The organism is Paenibacillus sp. JT22N1 (assembly GCF_059692155.1).
Genome location: NZ_JCAUAW010000045.1, coordinates 1 through 20,639, shown reverse-complemented (window position 1 = coordinate 20,639; position 20,639 = coordinate 1). Strand labels below are relative to the sequence as shown.

Annotated in this window: 18 protein-coding genes; 4 read left to right on the top strand and 14 right to left on the bottom strand. The window is 40.2% G+C overall.

The features are described 5' to 3' along the window. Nucleotides 1-90 precede the first annotated feature (90 nt). On the bottom strand, nucleotides 91-600 hold the full coding sequence (locus tag AC58UU_RS38895; RefSeq protein WP_497322843.1) for a phosphoglycerate mutase family protein: 510 nt from the start codon (nucleotides 598-600) through the stop codon (nucleotides 91-93). A gap of 234 nt (nucleotides 601-834) precedes the next feature. Between AC58UU_RS38895 and AC58UU_RS38890 the strand changes: the two genes are divergently transcribed. Continuing rightward, nucleotides 835-1,062 (top strand): YybI family spore inner coat protein, encoded by a 228-nt coding sequence (locus AC58UU_RS38890; RefSeq protein WP_497322844.1) that lies wholly within the window; start codon nucleotides 835-837, stop codon nucleotides 1,060-1,062. Nucleotides 1,063-1,459: 397 nt separating this feature from the next. Then, on the top strand, nucleotides 1,460-2,470 hold the full coding sequence (locus AC58UU_RS38885) for a hypothetical protein (RefSeq protein WP_497322842.1): 1,011 nt from the start codon (nucleotides 1,460-1,462) through the stop codon (nucleotides 2,468-2,470). A gap of 296 nt (nucleotides 2,471-2,766) precedes the next feature. Here the strand turns inward: AC58UU_RS38885 and AC58UU_RS38880 are convergent, their stop codons facing one another. Next, nucleotides 2,767-3,222, bottom strand: a complete 456-nt coding sequence (locus AC58UU_RS38880; protein WP_497322840.1) for a nucleotidyltransferase domain-containing protein — start codon at nucleotides 3,220-3,222, stop codon at nucleotides 2,767-2,769. Nucleotides 3,223-4,107: 885 nt separating this feature from the next. Between AC58UU_RS38880 and AC58UU_RS38875 the strand changes: the two genes are divergently transcribed. Further along, a complete protein-coding gene (locus AC58UU_RS38875) occupies nucleotides 4,108-4,614 on the top strand; it encodes a MarR family winged helix-turn-helix transcriptional regulator (RefSeq protein WP_497322839.1) in 507 nt (168 codons plus the stop codon). A gap of 43 nt (nucleotides 4,615-4,657) precedes the next feature. Next, on the top strand, nucleotides 4,658-5,596 hold the full coding sequence (locus tag AC58UU_RS38870) for an NADP-dependent oxidoreductase (RefSeq protein ID WP_497322838.1): 939 nt from the start codon (nucleotides 4,658-4,660) through the stop codon (nucleotides 5,594-5,596). A gap of 763 nt (nucleotides 5,597-6,359) precedes the next feature. Here AC58UU_RS38870 and AC58UU_RS38865 read toward each other — a convergent pair. From AC58UU_RS38865 to AC58UU_RS38810, 12 genes are all read right to left on the bottom strand, one after another. Further along, nucleotides 6,360-7,016, bottom strand: coding sequence for a DJ-1/PfpI family protein (locus tag AC58UU_RS38865; RefSeq protein ID WP_497322836.1), 657 nt, complete (start codon nucleotides 7,014-7,016; stop codon nucleotides 6,360-6,362). A 383-nt stretch (nucleotides 7,017-7,399) separates the two neighbouring features. After that, nucleotides 7,400-7,708 carry a pentapeptide repeat-containing protein gene (locus AC58UU_RS38860; RefSeq protein WP_497322835.1) on the bottom strand — a complete coding sequence of 103 codons (309 nt, stop codon included), beginning with the start codon at nucleotides 7,706-7,708 and terminating at the stop codon, nucleotides 7,400-7,402. Nucleotides 7,709-8,016: 308 nt separating this feature from the next. Further along, entirely contained in the window at nucleotides 8,017-8,310 is a 294-nt protein-coding gene (locus AC58UU_RS38855) for a hypothetical protein (RefSeq protein WP_497322833.1), read from the bottom strand. A 158-nt stretch (nucleotides 8,311-8,468) separates the two neighbouring features. Then, nucleotides 8,469-8,936, bottom strand: a complete 468-nt coding sequence (locus AC58UU_RS38850) for a hypothetical protein (RefSeq protein ID WP_497322832.1) — start codon at nucleotides 8,934-8,936, stop codon at nucleotides 8,469-8,471. A 188-nt stretch (nucleotides 8,937-9,124) separates the two neighbouring features. Further along, complete coding sequence (locus AC58UU_RS38845) at nucleotides 9,125-10,795, bottom strand: ATP-dependent nuclease (RefSeq protein ID WP_497322831.1); 1,671 nt, start codon at nucleotides 10,793-10,795, stop codon at nucleotides 9,125-9,127. Nucleotides 10,796-11,337: 542 nt separating this feature from the next. Beyond that, nucleotides 11,338-12,090 carry a PD-(D/E)XK nuclease domain-containing protein gene (locus tag AC58UU_RS38840; RefSeq protein WP_497322830.1) on the bottom strand — a complete coding sequence of 251 codons (753 nt, stop codon included), beginning with the start codon at nucleotides 12,088-12,090 and terminating at the stop codon, nucleotides 11,338-11,340. Nucleotides 12,091-13,101: 1,011 nt separating this feature from the next. After that, complete coding sequence (locus tag AC58UU_RS38835) at nucleotides 13,102-13,992, bottom strand: ROK family protein (RefSeq protein ID WP_497322828.1); 891 nt, start codon at nucleotides 13,990-13,992, stop codon at nucleotides 13,102-13,104. An 89-nt stretch (nucleotides 13,993-14,081) separates the two neighbouring features. Then, nucleotides 14,082-15,590, bottom strand: a complete 1,509-nt coding sequence (locus tag AC58UU_RS38830) for a glycoside hydrolase family 32 protein (protein WP_497322827.1) — start codon at nucleotides 15,588-15,590, stop codon at nucleotides 14,082-14,084. A 91-nt stretch (nucleotides 15,591-15,681) separates the two neighbouring features. Then, nucleotides 15,682-17,286, bottom strand: a complete 1,605-nt coding sequence (locus AC58UU_RS38825; RefSeq protein WP_497322825.1) for an ABC transporter substrate-binding protein — start codon at nucleotides 17,284-17,286, stop codon at nucleotides 15,682-15,684. 127 nt (nucleotides 17,287-17,413) lie between these two features. Next, nucleotides 17,414-18,310, bottom strand: a complete 897-nt coding sequence (locus tag AC58UU_RS38820) for a carbohydrate ABC transporter permease (RefSeq protein WP_497322824.1) — start codon at nucleotides 18,308-18,310, stop codon at nucleotides 17,414-17,416. A gap of 9 nt (nucleotides 18,311-18,319) precedes the next feature. After that, nucleotides 18,320-19,213 (bottom strand): ABC transporter permease, encoded by an 894-nt coding sequence (locus tag AC58UU_RS38815; protein WP_497322822.1) that lies wholly within the window; start codon nucleotides 19,211-19,213, stop codon nucleotides 18,320-18,322. Nucleotides 19,214-19,325: 112 nt separating this feature from the next. Beyond that, complete coding sequence (locus AC58UU_RS38810) at nucleotides 19,326-20,294, bottom strand: LacI family DNA-binding transcriptional regulator (protein WP_497322820.1); 969 nt, start codon at nucleotides 20,292-20,294, stop codon at nucleotides 19,326-19,328. Nucleotides 20,295-20,639: the final 345 nt, after the last annotated feature.

Here is a 20,639-nt window from a genome sequence, read left to right as displayed (position 1 = left end):
GATCACCAATATCCTAGGCGCTGCACATTTTCAAAAAATGAATTAGCTGCGTCTTCTTTAGTGCTGTTCTTTTTCTTCGACTGCCGATTTTTAATTTTCATGGTAGTTTAAATGACAAGTGCTATTTGAAAATTTTAAAATATCTGCTTTGGGATGATAGTGTAAGAAATGAATCCCGGTGTTGTTGGTATGGAACCAAACATTATTATTTGAAGGTAACTGGAGGAAATTTTCAATGAGTTTCGTAATAGTTCCTCCGTGAGAAACAATGGCAACTCTTTTATATTGGCTGCTATTCTCTTTTATGTAAGAAAAGATTTGTTTGATTCGCTCATAAAATTTTATGTCGCTTTCATCAACTTCCTGCTCGCATAGATTATCAAGATATCTCACTTCACAATCAACGATACTCGCTAAAATATCCGCCGTTTGCCTTGCACGTTGAAGTGTACTTGACCAAATAAACTCTGGTGGAAATTCTTTTGAAACACGTGCAGACATTTTTTTACTTTGCTCAATTCCTAAGCTTGTTAACGGTTCAAGTACATTTACTTTCTCATCCTCTGATTCTCCATGTCGAATTACTAATATCTCCATCATTAGTTTCACCTCAATTAATTGCTTTCACTAATTTTACCATCTGGATGAAATTGTGATCATTATCTTATCAGACCCTTTGGATTTGGCGGCGCGTTGAACTATCGTTCTCCGTTAGTTCAACGATGTTTAGGAATTAAGCCTTATTTCTTAGCTTATTGAAGTGATTAATTGTAGCTTTTACATCTTGAACATCATTCAAATCAACAATTTTGCGAAGCTTCATACTCCAGTAACATAAATTCAAGGAATCACATAACATCCTACATATACGTAATGCTTCAGTTGCATTACCTTCTTCTTTATGACGGCGTGTGCGAGCTGAGAGGTGTACAGCGGATTACGGGTATCGCCAATGCGGATACTATCGGTTATGTGGACTCTATCTGGAAGTGCAAGGACGGCAAGTGGGTGCTGATAGGCTCCTCGATTAAGCCTTCACACATGCAAAACGTAGTTAAATAGTAAGAAAAGCTCCTATTCGTAGCCCTCTCCACGATGAATGACCCTGCGTAAGCGGAAGCTTTTCATGCCAATCAGAATTTTCATTTCGCTAAGGCGAAATTTATAAATTCTGATGTGGTTAAAGAAACACCGCATCTGCTTGAAAAAGCAGGTTGCGGTGTTTTCGTTTTCAACCTCAAACCCAGTTGCCTTTACGGAATAACGGCTCCTGCATTTTTTTCTTGGCGTCGAGGTTTTCGGCTTGGAAACAGATGACCCCAATATCCCCGTTTAACACCTCATAAGACAAATCTAAGACTTAGGGGTAGCGCCAAGGTGGTACCCCGTATATAGATTTGTTTATTGGAAACATTAAGGTTAATGTCAAAAACAATGTCTAAAGGAGATCATCCAGGTAATGCATACACTCGATGTAACATTGAGTCTATCGACACTCAAAGCGTATGACGAAGGTGATGGAGCTGGAAGTGCCGAACCCTACATTTGGGCAGCCTTCTTTAAGATTGATGGCGACACGTTACACTCAGGTATACCTTATGTCTCTATCAGGCCCTACTATTATATCTTGGACTATCCTTTCAACGTAGACGCTGGAAATGAGGTAATACTGGACCGCGGAGATCTTTTTCCGCGCGGTGGCACTGTGGACTTAGTACTGAATCCCATTCCAATTCCCGGTTTTGAGGAAGAAAGTCGGGTTGGTGTTATAACTGTGATCCTCGAAAGGGATGATACCCCCTTCGATGCCCTCAAACATGGGCATTGGGAGTTCGGTCAGGCAGTTTCCGATGTTTTGGTCCGATTCACGCAAAATACGTTGGCCGGTAACAAACCGAGTCAACCAGAAATGGATGCGGCCGTTGAAGAAGTAAAGGGAAGGGTTGTACGTGCGATTAAAAACTCCCTAAGCGGTGCAGAGTTCCTTTACAATCAAGACGATTTTATTGGTTCGTTATATGAGGTTTATACCTTAAAAGAGCTTCGGCAAGCCGCCCCACCGGGATGGACCTTCCAGAGGAGATGGAGAAATGAGGGGGATTGGGAGTTAAAGGGGGTTGTTGTTGGCGTACCCCACGTGCATAATCCTCGTGTTGGTATCGTAGGACCAGACGTGATCAGGGTTGAGAGACCGGTCGAGCCCGGGGACGCAGGGGGGTTGTACCAAATTATCCCGGAAGATTTGGTAAGACCGTTGCAGGTGAACTGGAGTTCCAATGGAACCGTAGATAATCCGACCGCTGAAAGCACTTCCATAAGTTTTCCTGGTGTAGGGACATGGGGGGTAGGGGTTGACGTGACTGACTCCGCTGGTGTTCATGTGTCGAGTCGAAAAGGCGTTACCGTTATAGCGTATACATCACCTTGCGTAAATAATCCACGTTTGCCTATCTGTGGACCAAATGAGTAAAAACCGTCTACATCATCGCCATCAAGCTGATAAATCTTCTTACCCCCAAACAAAAAAATGAGCTATTCTACTTTAAAAAAGCATTTTTTTCGTTTTTTTGGGGGAACTCGTTTTTAGAAAATATTTTCTGTAACTGCCGTATTTGCTTAATTCCCTTTCTGGGAGTGGCTTCTCGGGTTTCTCCCAATCACACACAACGGCATTAAGTGTGATTCGAAGGGCGCTTGGCACTTCATGACAGCTTCGCTGGGATTCCCCCTAGTACAGGACACCGAGTAGCAGTTAAGTTATATAATTTAAATAAATTTGACCCAAGCATGACCTTCTGGAAACTGTCTGTTTAAAGCAGATTTCAGCCATGCTTTTTCTTGTGGTAGAAGTGACGGAAGCATTGTTTGAAAATCACTATAATCCTTTTCTCGTACTTGAGAACCGCCTGCTTTATGCAAAAGTTGGATCTCAGGTCTCAAATAAGGTATGCCTTCAATATTTTTCAACAAAATATCATCAATTGGCCTTTCGGTATCAATTATCATAATTTGAAAAGCCCAAGGCATCTCACTGCTCTTGCTAACCCAAACATCACTTGTCGAGTGCAGATACTCCCCATCTTCCCAAAGAACAAGCTTACCATTCTCAGCCTCGTTTAACATCCAATCACGCTTTAAATGCTGATAAGCGATTAATTGCTCATCACGAGTAATAATAACATCTATGTCACTATGTTCCCTTGTTTGCCTACATAGATGCAAATCTAACGCCCATCCTCCCGCGACACATCACCGAGTGGAATTTCAGAAAACACTTCATTTATCTCCGACACAGTTAGCGGCATCCAATTAAATATATCCGTCCTCAATCCCCTCCCATTTAATCTTTCTAGTCTTGGTTCCTTAATCCTGCCCGCCCCTCGGTTTTAAGGGTTTATCTCACATATACTCACTCATTCGCAGGATTTTGACACCTTGGTTTGCAGATGTTGTTCAGGAGAGCGCTCATCAGACGTAGCTATTCCCATTTTGGGCATGCGGGAACAGAAGAAGTGTTGGAACATTTCTCCAAGGGATATTCTTCTGCACGTAACACTCCACACTTACCTTGGGGTTCACCATCCCATGACTCTACGGGTCTTTGCCCTAACATTCCTTCGTTACACCTGACCAAGGCGTGGAGACCGATAACGTTTAGCTGACGGGTCTGAGCCCTTATCGGGCAGTAACTCGGTCCTCCGTGCTTTCTTTTTTCAATCCTGCGAATGAGTCAATACACAGTTCTTTACCAGTCTTAAGCAGCTTGATTAAAAGGAGGAACCACTCTTTCTGGAGAGAAGTCCTCTCCTCGCCCAACTATACCGACCGCCTCGTGATAAGACGGTTAATTGAACAATCGTTCTGCGTTAGCGGAATGACCTGTTATTAGACGATGGTGCGGTTAAGTTTATCGAGGCTATCGGCATATTATCACCGAGCTGCCTATATGGCAGCTTTTATAAAATTTCTTTTAACTATTGCCCCTTAATGTCACTTGTGTTAAACCAACTGCAACTCCAAAGTCATCCATACCAACTGGGAAATTAATCTGTTTTTTATTTATGTTGACGGCAACATATTTAAATGTTATCTTGTGTTTAATTGAATATGTTGACGACCACACAATTGAAAGGAGAGATGAAACTATTGAAGAAAAACATCAAAAACGAAGCCATTGAAAATGAAATCAGTTCGGTAACGCATTTTCCCGTAAGCTTCTCTATATTCAGCATGGCTCGTTCACATCATAGAAATGCAGGACAGCTGCTTCGAGAAGCAGGCCTATACCCAGGGCAGGAACTCGTACTGATGCAGTTGTGGCACCGAGACAGCCAATCACAGAATAGTCTTTCAAGGTCGCTGCGCCTTAATCACTCGACAATAGCTAAATCCGTTCGTCGTTTGGAAGATGCGGGGCTGGTTACCTGCAGCCGCTCCCAGGAAGATAAACGCGTAACCATCGTATCGCTTACTCAAGCAGGGCGTGAAGTTGAGCCCAGAGTGATTCAGGCTTGGAGCAAGCTGGAAGAGATCACAACGAAAGTTCTCAATGACGAAGAAAAAATACAGTTTGTAGCTCTGGCACAAAAAATAGCCGCTTCTTTAGAAACTTAACTGTAAATTTCAAAAAATGATGAGTGATAAAGGAGAGATAAGCATGTCTATAAAGTCGATGCAAGCCATTCTGGTCAATGAATATGGTGGTCCAAATGTCTTAAAGGTAGAAACAGTTGAATGCCCCCAACCGCAAACGGATGAAGTGCTCGTTCGCATCGTATATGCTACGATTATTCCGCTTGACTATAAAATCCGTAACGGTTGGCTTCAAGAAGTTTTTCCTGTAACCCTCCCCTACATTCCTGGATTTTACGCTTCCGGAGTTGTCGAAGAGGTAGGGCAAGGTGTAACGGATTTCAAGCCGGGTGATCGCATTTTTGGTAGTATTAGAGGAGCCTACGCAGAATATGGCATTGCGAAAGTCCAGGAATTAGTCAACATTCCCGATATTCTCACCTTTGAAGATGCAGCAACGATTAAAGCAGGAGCCGAAACGGCTTGGAAAACGTTGTTCACTGAAGGTGAACTCCTGTCTGGCCAAACCGTTCTCATTCATGCTGCAGCAGGCGGCGTTGGACAGTATGCCGTTCAGCTGGCCAAATGGAAGGGAGCGACCGTGATCGCTACAGCTTCAACCTCTAACTTGGACTTCGTCAAGTCTTTGGGTGCGGATCAAGTTATCGATTATACCATGACGGCTTTCGAAGACGTCGTCAAAGAAGTGGATCTGGTCGTCGATTCCATTGGAGGCGAGACCGAGAATCGATCATGGGCCGTTCTGAAGAAGGGGGGAATTCTCATCTCTTTGACTCAGGATCCATCTCAAGAGAACGCTCAAAAGCATGGCGTTACAGCTAAATTTAACACCAAATTCCCAACATACGCGAATCTGCAGACCTTAACGGAATTAATTGCCAACGGTACGATTAAAGCAGAGATTGATTCCATATTCCCGCTAAACCAAGCTAATAAAGCACTGGAGAAAAGCGAAGCAAGACATGGACGCGGAAGAATTTTGCTGCACATAAACTCAATCTAACAACAACATGCATGAAATAGAAGTTAGGATATTAAGAAACGAGAGCAACACGAGTGTAAACCACACTAAGTGTTGTTTTCTTCATTCACATCAAACTATTCTGGCTAATGGTATTATATCCCCCCTTCATATATGAAGTAATAATCATTATTCTGACAAAAAACTTATCATATACATGTCCTTTTTTTAACCTTATCCCCTTCGGATTATCTATGATTTTCATAAAAAAGTTATAAGCTGCTGTTTTTGTTACATTTAAGCTCTCTAAATCATATTCTACTTTTTTAATAAAATTATTTACATCAACGAACTCCAACTGAATACCTTCAAATTTAGTGATTATTTAATATAAGGGGACCGCCAGCAAAACGCAGATTTACACCGTTAAGAGGATTTGAACATTAAAATAACCAGTTTTCACCCCGCTAAGGGGTAACCGTTAGAAACGAAGACACATACAACTTTTTTTGAAAAATTAGTAACTATACAATTTAACGTCTTAATACATTTACATTCTACTAATGAGATATAGTACCGGGGTGCATCCAATGAAAGGTTTCTCTTTGATTCAAATGATCTCGATATATAAAAAAGAAGGAGCACTTCGCTCCTTCTTCTTCTTTGGATATTTCCGCTATCAAGCACTAACAATATTGAACGTTTAAGCCATGTTAATACCGGAATGAGGTCTTGCTCAGATACCTTACACCTACCTCAACCTACCCCAATAACGCTATTGAGAATATGCTGAATTATTAGTGATTTATACATTGGGCTCCCGTTTTGCAAACTCTTGTAACATCCCTCTTATTTGTTCTACCAATAAAGCAGGCGCTTTCTTTGGGGAACCCGTGTCAAACGGAGGCTGAGGATCGTATTCCAAAATCAGTTGGACTCCTTTACTCATATCTTCTCCCAATTCCCATGCTATTAATTGAAGTGCCATATCGATACCAGAGGAGACACCGGCTGCTGTAACGATTTTGCCCTGACGAACCACTCTTTCATCTGTTGGAATTGTTCCAAGAGATTGAAGCAGGTCGAAGGATCCCCAATGACTGGTGGCTACGGTTCCATTTAACAAGCCTGCGGCGCTCAAAATCAGAGAGCCGTTACATACCGACGTGGTCCATTTCGTAGTTTCATGTATTTGGCGAATCCAATTTAACGTTTCTTCGTCATTCATTGGAGTTTTATAATTTGGCGGACTGCAACCTGGAACAACGAGAATATCAGCTGAAGAAACTTCAGAAAAACTGTAATCGGCATGCAAATAACCCATATTTGAGTCCAGTTTGATTAACCCTTTTTTCTTAGCGACAAACTTCACTTCACATTTCAGTGTAGCAGCAAATACATCGTATGGACCAATTGCATCTAATGCTGTGATTCCATCGAAAAGCATGATTGCGATTTTCAAGATGATCTCTCCTTTGGAGTGGGATTCTATTCTAACAAACAAACTATAACATACTCATACGGGGTATGGGTATGTCGATATTGTGAAAACACTGCTCGGCGTTCTGGTCATGAACGGTATCGCCCACAACCAGAAAGTGACCTTTGGAAGTAATAATACGCTTACCAGTGTAAAACACTCATGCCGTCGACCAAGGTATTTTAATTTCAAGCATCTCTTTCCACAAATATTGATTGAGAAATGCTCATGTAAACCTTTAATAGTACGTAACATGTCCAAAAGCATACTTTATGACATGTTGGAAAACAGGCAATATTCTATGGCCCAAAAATCAAAATAGCGGCTGCAAAGGACGAAAAATAATGTCCTAGACAGCCGCTGTTTTAATTGAACAAGATTTGCACCCTTTTTAAGGAAGCACCATCTAGTTTCGCTTTATTTATTTTTTCTCCCGATAGATCAGCCCCGTTAAAAGAAGACGAAAACAATAAGCAACCGTACAATTCAGCGTTTGTTAATTTGGTATTGAAATTTATCTCAACTAAATCGGCTCCACTTAAATGACGGTTTGATAAATCTATACCTGATAGATCGATACCTATAATTTCGATTGAATACCCTGTTTTACAATTACTATCAAGGTGCTCTTCATGCTGCCTAACTTCTTTTAGAAATTCCGATTTAATATCCATTCCCCCACCCTCCAATTTACATTAAGTAAATTAATATTGTAGACCAAAGACGAAGACGTTTTTTACGCTATCCTCCCTTTAGTCAAATAGCAAAAAAGAGACCCACAGCAACGGGCTGAGGGCCTAAGTTTTATATTTTAAAGGGGGTCGAGTTTTATTATAGGCTTGTATCATTAATGCCACATGAAAATAAGATTTCAATCATGTTACGTTCACTTAACTCTTTGTTTCCTGTTAGCCGCTAATGCGTTGCGGCACCACAGATGATGGAAGCTTTTTCGTTCTTCAATGTTATTGTAATAAAGAATTCATTCTAATGGTTTAGTAGCTATTAACAAATCGCCTTCACTTTCCAAATACCTCAGGGTAAGTTCAACATCATTAGATTCGTAACTTCTAACAATAATCATGTGCGGTATAAATAACCCTGGTGGGTGAATCCCAGGACGTGAAAGATTATTTTTTAAGCGGTCGGGTGTGTACAAAATACTCCAACGTTTACTACCATCTTCAAATGTTAAAGTAACTTCAACCCAATTCCAATCATCTTTTGGAGCATCAATCTTATCATCAAATTTCCAACTGATTAACTTCGTAAGCATCCTGCTCCCAATGTCTATTTTCCATCTATACACGGTATTCGTTGGAACATTGGAAAACCCTTTTTTTACTACGTTAATCTGCTCGATAGCGTGGAAACGGCTGCCGCAGTGTCTTTAATCAGCTATCGTTCTCCGTTAGTTGAACAAATTTTGGGGAATTAATCCTTATTTCGCAGCTCGTTGAACTGATTTATTGTAAATTCCACATCATGAATATCATTCAAATCAACTATTTTACGAAGTTTCATGCTCCAGCAATTTAAACTCAAGGAATCGCATAACATCCTACATATACGTAATGCTTCAGTTACACTACCCTCTTCTTTATAAATATTAGTTCTGACAGATATCTCTTCAGCCTTTTCAGCCTCGGTGCCTGTATTTAGTTCAATTTCAACTTTGTACATCCCATCATTAAAGAGAAAATAACACGCATCATTAAATGAATTCCAAGATTTCAATGTTGGGTCATTCTTTATAAAAGCAGAGTTTTCTAGCAATTCTACTGCTTGGACAAAGACAAAATTGTTCTGCCCAACAAACTCCATTCCATCTTCCGTCAAGGTTGGTACATTTCCGATTGGAAATAGAATAAACTGATAATCCCATATTGCCGTAATTATCACCTCCGAATATGGATGGTAAACACTTGTATATTAGCTGATCATTAATTCAAGATCAGAGTTATGAATGAAGTCAATGAGCTTCTACTAGAAATGAAGACTTCTGATCTAAAAGAAGTACGATTGTTCCCTATCCGAAAAATGAGCAACAAATAGGACACCCTAAAATCAGGGTGTCTTAAATTTTACTTTTAAATGCTACTATCTTCCGGCCCTGCTGCTACATATTCATTACCGATAATTGGAATAAATAATTCATCATAGATACTTTCGCTTAATATTTCGATTATATTTACTTCTAGTTTTTTTGTTTCTTTAATCCTAAAAATATGATCAAAAAAATAATAGATTCTATTTTTAATTTCCAAACCTTCAATATTATTCATAATACCGTATATTGTTGCAGTCTTTTTGCTGTTTGGCACATCTCCAATACCAATCGCCTGCTCAAAGTTCGCAACAGAAGAAAAAATTCGTGTGCCTTCTTTTTTCAATTTGAAAATATTTTTACAGTTCGTTAGTTGTGCTTTCAATGTTTTTTGATCATATTTAATGTGATTATTATCCATATCATGCAAGATGTAATATGGTGATTTAAACTGATTTAATATCTTCATCAATGAACAAATTGTTCCTTTTCCTCTTGCTCTAATTACATGGAGCGGAAGTTTTTTATCTTTTATATAATGTTTTAAAGTTATGTACTCTGTATCGCCTTCCACAATTATGATGTTTTCAGCGAAGAAAAATTCGTTTATGTACGAATCAATGTAGTTTAGTATTTTCATATTGTTTATGTCATTTTCATCGAAGACAGAGTTGGATGACTGATACAATTCAATTGCATCGTTACTACCAATTCTAAATACTTGAATTGATGTGTGATTTTCAGATAAATCAATTAATACAGGTGAGTGCGTGGAAATTATCAACGGCATCTTACTTCCAATCGCATACAAAGAACTGCTCAATGCGCGTACTGCTTCTGGGTGTAAAAAAGCCTCTGGTTCATCAATAAGGAGCATTTTATTTTCATTTATCCCCAGCAGTCCTTGTTCAATCATATTCTGAAAAATATATATCAGACTCATTCTCTGTATTCCTGTGCCTTGTGTTGATAACGGCATGCCTTGAGTTTGTTTATTGTCAATCGTTACACTTGAATTTGTAGACTTAACTATATCAGAAATTGAAAAACCACTACTCTCCCCGCCAGTAACGGCAAGTTGTAAATCGTTGTTAGAGAAGAGTCCTTGCAAGTTTCTAGAAACATTCTCACTAACTGCTCTTAATGCCAAGTCAGTTTTATTCTTGAGCTGTGAAAGCAATAAAGGGACAGCCTTCTTAAGTGCCAGGTACTCTTGTTTAGATTTAGAGTCATCTGATTCATCATTTTCAAGTTTAGTTAGTTCGGCAGTGATTAACTGTGAGTAAATCTCTTGTACTTGCCTGTCAACTTCGTCTGTCGTCATATATGGAGTAATATAGTATGGTGAATTTTCTAGAATCTTGTCTAATACTACCTTTAGTTGATGCCCTTTTTTAATTTCTTTTCCTTCATGATCAAAGTATTTTCCATTGTCATTTGCATACTTCTTAACAATGATTACTTCCTCTCCTTCTATTACAAAAACAGCTTCTAATTCAATTATTTTACTCTCATCTTGAGCGGAATAACACTCAATTGGAATTTTTGTTTTTGCAACTGTTGGAAGATAGAATTGGTTAATCGCTTCAAGATAGGTTGATTTACCTGTATTATTTTTCCCAGTTAAAATAGTGATATCTTGCTGAGAGAACTCAATGCAAAACTTTTCACAGAAAACTTTATAATTTGTAACACTAAATCTCTTTAATCTCATACCCACAACTCCCCTTTTATTTTAAAACCAATTCTATGATTCATTCTACAATGAATTACAATTTTTGTAATTACAAAAAATGTAAAATGAATATCATTCAAATCAATAGGAGTCCTCTAAAATCGTTAATAGTTTTTAAATCTAAAATACGACGAATAAAAAGACAAGAATAAACTGTTTTCCAATCTTCAATTGAATCCCCCCTTGAGACTTCTTAGATGATTTGATCACTTACTGTTCAACTCTCATGCTGCTGATCTTAATTCTTAGTTTCGACACCCACCTCCCGTAAAGCTATAGTTAGATAATATAATAACCATTTGTGTCTAGGGTGTGTTTATTTTACCTGTGTGTGTAATTTAACTACGACTCTGGCGCTCGGTTTACTCGTTTCAAAGTGGAATTGACAAGAATTTGTTCAGACAAAGTAAAAAAATCCGCAATTTCTGCGGATAGTTATTGTCCTATTTTTTGTCACTACCATAAACGCTATGTTGTATTAACGAACCCTGATGCAAGCCTTCAAAGAAACAACTTTAATATCAATGCTTTACGATAATTATTTTAATTCCATCATTACTTTCAATATCTCTACAGAATTCCAACTCATCTCTAATGACACCGATATCATAGACAACAAATAGGACGTTTTCATATTCTTTTAAATATGCTGTTATATCAGCATTAATTTCTTCAATAATCTTTGACTTTTTGGAACTATCTTTTAATAATTTAACTTCTATGCACATTCTAAGCTTCGGGAGAACAAAGTCAGGTATATATTCTCTACCTGAAAAATTAAATTTACCAGTTTCTCTGTCATAATCAATTGCTTTATTATATCCTCTACCTACGAATAAATTTTCTATTGCATTTTGTACTTCTCTTTCTTTTTCTGGTGCTTCGTAGAGAGCACTACGAAGTTTTGATTTAACGAAACTTCCAATATTACCTATCTCCTCTTCAACAAAGTCTATATTACTTTCTAGTGAAGAAATTAGAATTCTCGTATTTATAAGAATGGTTTCTAAGATACTCTTTGCAATTGGCCAAAGAGTATCTGCCCAACCTCTCATATCTTCAGTCTGCATCTTGTAAAAGCCTCCGACTTTCATTACAGTCCCGGCTCTAGTTGCTAGATCATTGTAAATGAACGCCATGTTTTTAAAAGAGGAGTATTTGTTTGCTTCCATACCTTCTCTACTTAATATGTCATCAATAGTCTTTTCAAGTCCTTTTGCTTGTAAAATCAGGGTTTTGATTTCCCTAATCTCATTGATTGATAAATTACTCATAAAATCACTCCGCATTAATTATTTGCTTTACCGGGATTTTGAGAACGTTCTTGTATTAGCGGAGCCGAGAGATTTAAATAGGATTAGCGCCTGGTCGAATACTAAGCCTCGCAGGAGCTATCCGCTCCCTGAATCACTTCCTCGAAATTTCGCGAGTAGTCCAAAAAGGTTGGCGTAGTGGGCTTTTAGTGATTATTCAGTCCTTTGTAATAATTTTAAATGACCTAGTACTGTTATTATTAAGATTCTTCCATTTATTGCTATATGTCAAGAGAAATATCACATGAGCTCACCGTACATGCTTTTTATCAGAGTTTCAATGTGAACGAACATCTTACTCATGTATTTGTATGAAAACAACATGATGCTTGCAATTTCTCAATTTCTTTCACTGGATTAGTAATTGGTACAGATTCTTGGCCTCATTCGGCAATCGGACAATGTTCTTGTCACCAATCGGGAATCGGATCAAGTTCTTGTCAAAGACAAATGACAAGAACTTGATCCGATAACTAAAAAAGCCCGCGGTTTACGCGGACTTCATTCGGACAATGTTCTTGTCAACCGACATGTCATTGAAACTGTCTTTAAGGTGAATTACAATTACTTGTAATATTGGTTCCCTTTTATTTTGATCACCTGCACTTCTTGATACAATCATAGAGAGATCATCCCCATGTTTGATAATCCTTGATACCAGTCCAGCAGTGTCTTTGTAACTGTCACGTTCACTAACAATTAATTCAATTTTAGATCCGACCAGAGTTTTGAAGTTTGCTTGGTAAACTTTATGTGTTCCCAAATGATTGTTTTTCGAAGCTTTAGGAACCTGGTCAACTTCAGAAGTCACCTACAGAACAGATGAAAATGTGGAACATTCTAGGAGAATTTCGGACATTGAACCAAAAAACTTCTTAAGAACTCATGGCGTTGATCATTTCCCGTTTCTAGCCTTTGATTAAACAAACGAGTTAGTTCTTAGCCGTCCTACGATCTTTTACTAATTCAGGGTCAGAAGCCATGTACAGATTCCATGGCAGCAGCAAGACCAAGAGCCAAAGCACCGCATAACCCAGCATTATCCCCTAAGCTAGGCGGTACGATGTAAGCGTCGATATTCTTAAGAATTGTCTCCGAGCTCACATACCCGTTCAGGTTACGATGCACCTCATCTCTAATCATGCTAAACAACTGCTGTTGGTGCATAACCCCACCGCCGAGAATAACTTTTTTGGGAGAGAGCATGAGAATAACTCCCGTTATTGCTTGACCGATATAGAATGCTTCCATTTGCCAAGCAGGATGATCGAAGGGGAGATCGATGGCCTTCCTATTCCATCTTGCCTCAATAGCAGGACCAGCGGCCATGCCTTCCAGACAATCTCCATGATAAGGGCAAAGACCCTCGAATGCATCATCCTTGTGCCGTCGAGTTAAAAGATGTCCTCCCTCTGGGTGAACTAGCCCATGAACGATTTTACCTTCGGAGTAAACGCCTACACCGATTCCTGTCCCGATGGTGTAATATACGCAGCTGTCTAATCCTTGGGCTGCCCCCCACATCACTTCCCCGTAAGCAGCAGCATTCACGTCCGTATCCCATCCGAACGGAACATCGAACGCTTTTTTAAGTGTCGGAAGGAACCGATACCCCGACCATCCCGGCTTCGGTGTTGTAGTCACATTCCCAAACTGTTCACTCTTAAGATCTAGGTTAATCGGGCCGAAAGTTCCAATTCCGATAGCCTCCACGCCTTTATTCTGAAAATAGGCAATTACTTTTTCCATGGTTGGTTCTGGTTGCTCAGTTGGGAATTGAATACGATCTTCGATGATTCCGTATTCATTCCCGATTCCACAAACGATCTTGGTTCCACCTGCTTCAATAGCACCTATACGCATGATAATTCTCTCCTTCAATCCTTGAAATTAGTAAAAAAAACTCCCGATCGTCGATTGAACAGACCGGGAGTGGAATAAAAGACGACGTGCTAATTCCTATTCATAGCTGGCGATCGGTTTGTCGTATACATGGACTCCAATGTATAAAATGACATGGATATTAATTTAGCTTCACCAGCAATAGCGTACAATTCCAACCCTGTACTTGAAGGGTCAGGGAAAATCTGATCCGTCAGAACGAGTTTTCCATGATTCGCAAATACTTCTACAGAAGATTGATCGACGAAAATGTGAAGCTTTATTTTCTCATTATTTAGCATTAGGGATGCATTGTGCTTACATGCGAAATGGTTATGAAAACTTGAATCACCTGAGTTGGAGCGATCAATGAATAAAGCATTGTTTTCAACATCGTACCCGATAACGGTTTCTTCCCGATCAGATGTCCTAATCTTAATCCCAAACTCCACTGCGCTGCCGCGCTCAATCTCGAGTTCTATTTCATACCTGTCTGCTTGTAGATCTGCCAACAGATTGTGCCCAGGCTGGATTGTAACATCCTTTATGTCATGCAGCTCTTTTCGTAATGCTCTAATTGCAGCGATTGGTGTTTGAATCAAGCACAAGCCTTCTGGTTCTTCTCTTAGGGTTATCAGGCGAGGGATTGTCATTGCACTGCGCCATCCATCCGTCGGTGTTATATTGGCATATTTCCAATTGCTCATCCATCCGATAAACAACTTTGCCTTGCCCAGACCAGTCGAATCGGACCATGTTACACCTGCATAATTATCTCTCCCATGATCAAGCCATAGGATAGTCTCCGGAGAATGATTGCTTATAAAGGTAGTTCCATCAAAATCCCCAATAAAGTATTGGGTTCTTGAGCCCTCCGGCATGTCGGCATGGTCTCCGATACTGACAATCAACACCCATTTGGTCCGATTAGGTTCACCCTCGATGGGCAGTTCAATAAGGTCGGGGCACTCCCAGACACCGTCATGTGAGCCTTCCGTCTCTCCGAATTCACTTGCATAGGACCATTCTTTCAGATTCTCTGAGGTATAAAATCGGATGCGATCGGCCACTGCTAGTGACATGACCCATCGACGGCTTCCATTGTGCCAAAATACCTTAGGATCGCGGAAATCCGCGAAATACTCGTCAGACAATACAGGATTCCCTTCGTACATTGTCCAGGTTCTGCCCTTATCCGTACTATATGCCAAGCTTTGTCTTTGTCTCGGTCGATCCGAATCCGGAAACGTATCTGCATGTGTAAATATGGCCACCAAACCAGGTTTTCCAGAGAAAAATCCGGTGGTATCCTTCCAATCTACTACCGCACTTCCGGAGAAAATATAACCGTTCTGATCGGGAAACAAAGCGATCGGCAAATGCTCCCAATGAACCATATCCGTGCTCACCGCATGGCCCCAGTGCATCGGTCCCCAGGTCGTCCCATCCGGATGAAATTGATAAAATAAATGATATTCTCCTTCAAAGAAGACAAGGCCGTTCGGATCATTCATCCATTGCGCAGCCGGTGTAAAATGAAATTGCGGGCGGTATCTCTCTTTATAATCTGTCGTAGACATTCTCTCACACTCCCTAAAATTATCCGATGAAACGTTTCCAAATTAGTGCGTTCAATCCTATAAGGTTGGATCGTATTCGCACGTCCAACGATTACTTGTTGAACTTATCCATGCCATCTTGCCAAATCTTCATCAGCTTAGGCAGTCCCATTCCATCCAGTTGCTTCACATAATCATTCCACTCTTGTTCGATGCCGCCATCCATTAACCACTTGGCTTTTTTCTGGCTGACTACTTGTTTGATCTCTGTATTGATTCGGTTCACCGTGTTGCTCTCCTCTGAACCAAAGAATATCGAAGGATAAGATTCTTTTACCTGATAAGGTTGATAATACTTTTTCAGATCGTTTAGCCGTTGTTTGGCCCGCGGCTCCATGTCCACAACAGTTCCAAAATGCTCCTTCAACACGACAAACGGACCGCCTGGTGCCACCTTCTGACGCAATTCACCCATAGCTACGCCATCCGGAAGTTTCTTATTGACAAGCATCCCTTTGGCATCTGTCTCATATATGTCACCGATCGGTCCCCAATTTACTTGCGCAGACATTTTCGGCTCGTACATTTGGTCTACCCATCTCATGGTAATCTCTGGATTTTTATTTGCTTTGGTCATAATGAACGCATCTCGGCCATATTCCGAATAGTTGGACCGACCGACAAGAGTTTCCCCATTTACACCTTTAAGCGGCGGCAAAATTACATAGTCCTTGGCTCTATCCGTACCGACAACCTCTTCTATTTCCCACCAGATGAAGGAACCAACCGTTTCATCTTTCGATTTCCCCTTTGCAAAAAGCTTCGTAGGATCGAGGGTCGTTACTTCAGGATCGATCAATCCGTCCTTATACCAATTATGCAAATATGTTAAAGCTGATTTATATTCTGGCTGTACAGCGGAATATATCACTTTGCCGTTTTTCACAATCCTGTGGTCGTTTTCAAAAGGCGTATCCGGCAGCCCGAACCATGCAAACAGATCACCTTCATTCCCACACCAGCCCTGCCACCACCATGTTAGTGGAATTTCATCCTTCTTCCCGTTCCCGTTCGGATCTTTGTCTCGGAAGGCAATCAGTGTATTCTTGTATTCCTCAACCGTCGATGGCATTGGCAACCCGAGCTTATCCAGCCACGTTTTGTTAATCACCATGATATTGGGCATATTGACGAGATCCATTTCCTCTGCGCGAGGAAGCGAATAAATATGCCCATCCGGTGCCGTAATCATTTTCTTAAGTTCTGGTCTTTGTTCGAATAAAGATTTCAAATTTGGTGCATATTTATCAATCAGGGTCTCAAGGGGAAGCAATGTTCCTTCAGCCCCATATTTTAGAATATCGTTGTCAGAAAACCCCGAAGCATAGAACGCATCCGGTAAATCTCCGCTTGCCAACATCAAATTTTTCTTTTCCTGATAGCCGTCTCCGGGTATATTGTTCCATTCAATGTGAACGTTTGTTGCTTTCTCCATGTTTTTAAATATCGTCATATCATTATAATCCGGAGCAATGGGCGACTTCGGCGATGCCATGCGAAGTGTCACTTTCTCGTTCACAATCGGCAATCCTGTCTCATTGAGTTGTGCCTTGCTGTTTGCAGCCTCTCCTGAGCCATTACTACCATTACTTTGACATGCTGCTAGCAGCAAACCTAACATCGTTGTTGTACATAGAACAGATAACGTTTTTTTCATGGACATTCTCCCCCATTTAAATAGTGTATTTAATAACGTTTGAAGATTGAATTGCAGTATGCATTTTACCAATATGCTCTAATCCGGTAATCCCCCCTTTAACATAATCTAGCTTGAACAGGGACCTCTAACCTTTGACGCTTCCAATCATGACACCCTGCACGAAATATCTTTGGAGAAATGGATACACGATAAGTAACGGAAAGGATGCTACGATTATGACACCATATTTGATTAACTCAGCGATTCGCTGCTGTGCAGCAAGCCCTTCGATACCACCACCGAGCATTTGTGCAGATATTTGGCTTTGAATCAATATATTTCGTAAGATAAGCTGAAGCGGATAAGCTGATTCTCGATTTAAATAAATGAGGGCATCAAAATATGAGTTCCAATGACTCACACCGTAATATAGACCAATAACGGCAATAATAGGTTTGGATAAAGGCAAGGCAAAATTAAAGAAAAATCTAAAGTCCGAGCACCCGTCCATCTTGGCCGCCTCGAGCAGCTCATCTGGCAATGTCGTTTGAAAGAACGTCCGGGTTACAATCAAGTTAAATAAAGCGACTGCTTTCGGAAGAATCAGAGCCCACATCGAATTAAGCATCCCCAAATCTTTGACAAGCAGATACGTAGGAATTAAACCGCCAGAGAAAAACATCGTAAAGATAAGAAACAACATGACCACGTTGCGTCCATATAAGTCTTTCCGTGATAATGCATAAGCCCCCATAACCGTAAGCAAAACATTAACAAAAGTACCTACCAAGGTATATTTTACGGTATTCAAATAACCTATCCAGATTCGACTATCCTGAAAGATACGATTATAACCTTCGAAGGTAATATCTTTGGGAAATAACCACATTTCGCCCGAATTTACCGCATCCGGATTGCTAAAAGACGCAATAATTACAAAATAAAGCGGATAAAGCACGGTAAGTCCAACAATAGTTAAGAAAATTAAATTCAAAATGTCAAACAGTCGATCATCTTTTTTGCGAATAGTTGAAGTAGTCATCATTTCCTCCTACGCCCATAAACCTGAGCCGGATATTCGTTTAGCAAAGCTGTTCACAAGCACTAACAGGATCAAGTTGACCACAGAATTAAATAGTCCCACTGCAGCAGAGAAGCTATAGTCGGCTTGTTGAAGCCCCACTTTATATACATAAGTCGATATAATTTCTGCTGAGGGCTGGTTCAAAGGTGTTTGCATCAGGAATGCCTTCTCAAATCCAACATTCATAATACTTCCGCAAGCCAGAATTAATAAAATTACGGCGGTCGGCAGGATGGCAGGGATATCTACGTTCCATATGCGTTGCCTCTTACTCGCACCGTCCATGATCGCAGCTTCATGAGTTTCCGGATTGACCCCACTTAGTGCAGCCAAATAAATAATGCATGCGAACCCCGTTTCCTGCCAAAGCCCTGACAAGATGTAGAGGGGCTTAAACCATGTCGGATCGGACATAAAATTAATGCGTTCTCCGCCCAATGAAGTAATTATGCTGTTAACAGCACCATTCTGTGATAAGAAGACAAAAAGCATCCCTACTAGAACGACCACCGATATGAAATGAGGGGCATAGAGAACGGTTTGAATGAATTTCTTGTACCTTTTAAACACAAGTTGATTTAACAGAAGCGCCAAAATTATTGGGAGCGGAAAGCCTACGATTAGCGAAACGAGGCTTAATCCCAGCGTATTTCGGATTATCGTCCAAAAATGGTAGGATTCAAAAAAACGTTGAAAGTTCTCCAGCCCAACCCAAGGGCTTCCCAAAATCCCTTTTGTTGCAGAAAAATCTTTGAATGCGATCAGCACGCCATACATGGGGACATAATGAAAAAGGACATAATAAGCCACAACGGGCAGCAGCAGTAAGTAAAGCTGATAGTTCAAGGCCATTTTTTTCATAAGTATTTTACTCCTTTTTGTCAATATTGAAACGTTTCCAATTTGTCCAATAAAAAATGCGTTAAAAATTTTGAAACGTTTCCAATTTTGGTTAAAAAACTACTGCTTGTGACTAGGTTGTTTCCCCTTCTCTATAAATTACCGGAAGCTTGTAGGTTAGCCTATCTAAAATTTTTCCCTCAACCTTCTGAAGAAGCAGCTTCACCGCTGTTCGCGCCATTTCTTCAACAGGTTGCCGAATTGTCGATAGAATAGGGTGAAAATAGGGATGATCCTGAATCCCATCGTAACCAATGACCTTGACATCATCAGGAACGCGAATTTCATAGCCTTTAGCAAATTCAATGTATTTGGCAGCAAGCATATCTGTAATGGCGAAGATCCCATCAACATCTTTGTGTTTTTTAAAAAAGCCTTCAAAAAAGGTTTTATCGTCTGCTATCGGATCGGGTTCCTCATACACCGTGTATTCGATGCCTAACCTTTTCGCTTCATCAATAAACCCTTCTCTTCTCAGCATGGTCTCGCTGTAAACAGAGGTTACGCTTCCCAAAAAGGCAGGTTTCTTAGAACCGGCTTTGATGAGTTCTCGCAATGCAATCTGTCCACCGCTGAAATTATCGGAAGTCACGCACGTTATCATCTTTGTGAAATGCCGATCGATGCTAATCATTGGAATATCTGTGCTGACACTATTATCAATATTGTTGTAAGTGATTCCGATTATGCCCGCCACTTTATTTTGCCTGAGCATATCCAGATAATAATATTCCTTCTCGGGTTTGCCTCCACTATTGCACAGCATCAGCTTAAATCCTTCCCGATCCAGCTCATCTTCTATATATGACGCCAATTCTGAGAAAAAAGGATGAAAAATACTCGGAAGTAACAGCGCAACCATTTTAGATTTTTGCATTTTGAAATTTCTAGCCACTTCATTCGGTATATAGTTCAATTCAAGAATCGCTTGTTTCACTTTTCGCTTTGTTTCGGGTTTAACGGAGCCTATATTGTTAATCACTCTCGAAACCGTGCCGACTCCGACTCCTGCCAATACCGCGACATCCTTTATACTAGGCAAGTTGTGTTCCCCCATATGATTTGTTGTTAACGCTATCATATCACCATTTTGGAAACGTTTCAACTGCAAATTCATACCTGACGAAATTGGAACATAAGCCTCCGCGAAGTTTCGTTAGCTCCGTGACTTTTTTGCAACGAATCTTTCCTTGTTCGCTGCCTGTTTGATCTTTGTTATGAAGCTATCGTTTCCGTTAGTTTAATGTGTTCCATGAAAAATCACCGTTAAATAGACGTCCGCTTGGGCGCATATTGTTCGTTGAAAAAAAAAGTAGAGGGGGTTTTCCATTTTATACGGTGGTTTACGACTTGAAAGACGGCGAAACCATTTGTCACCATGTCACCC

What these genes read in the sequence shown, in the direction of transcription:
- AC58UU_RS38870 (WP_497322838.1), top strand. Translation starts at nt 4,658, where the DNA reads ATGTCTATAAAGTCGATGCAAGCCATTCTGGTCAATGAATATGGTGGT.
- AC58UU_RS38825 (WP_497322825.1), bottom strand. Translation starts at nt 17,286, where the DNA reads ATGAAAAAAACGTTATCTGTTCTATGTACAACAACGATGTTAGGTTTG.
- AC58UU_RS38820 (WP_497322824.1), bottom strand. Translation starts at nt 18,310, where the DNA reads ATGACTACTTCAACTATTCGCAAAAAAGATGATCGACTGTTTGACATT.
- AC58UU_RS38860 (WP_497322835.1), bottom strand. Translation starts at nt 7,708, where the DNA reads ATGGATATTAAATCGGAATTTCTAAAAGAAGTTAGGCAGCATGAAGAG.
- AC58UU_RS38840 (WP_497322830.1), bottom strand. Translation starts at nt 12,090, where the DNA reads ATGAGTAATTTATCAATCAATGAGATTAGGGAAATCAAAACCCTGATT.
- AC58UU_RS38875 (WP_497322839.1), top strand. Translation starts at nt 4,108, where the DNA reads ATGTTGACGACCACACAATTGAAAGGAGAGATGAAACTATTGAAGAAA.
- AC58UU_RS38815 (WP_497322822.1), bottom strand. Translation starts at nt 19,213, where the DNA reads ATGAAAAAAATGGCCTTGAACTATCAGCTTTACTTACTGCTGCTGCCC.
- AC58UU_RS38895 (WP_497322843.1), bottom strand. Translation starts at nt 600, where the DNA reads ATGATGGAGATATTAGTAATTCGACATGGAGAATCAGAGGATGAGAAA.
- AC58UU_RS38830 (WP_497322827.1), bottom strand. Translation starts at nt 15,590, where the DNA reads ATGTCTACGACAGATTATAAAGAGAGATACCGCCCGCAATTTCATTTT.
- AC58UU_RS38885 (WP_497322842.1), top strand. Translation starts at nt 1,460, where the DNA reads ATGCATACACTCGATGTAACATTGAGTCTATCGACACTCAAAGCGTAT.
- AC58UU_RS38845 (WP_497322831.1), bottom strand. Translation starts at nt 10,795, where the DNA reads ATGAGATTAAAGAGATTTAGTGTTACAAATTATAAAGTTTTCTGTGAA.
- AC58UU_RS38835 (WP_497322828.1), bottom strand. Translation starts at nt 13,992, where the DNA reads ATGCGTATAGGTGCTATTGAAGCAGGTGGAACCAAGATCGTTTGTGGA.
- AC58UU_RS38855 (WP_497322833.1), bottom strand. Translation starts at nt 8,310, where the DNA reads ATGCTTACGAAGTTAATCAGTTGGAAATTTGATGATAAGATTGATGCT.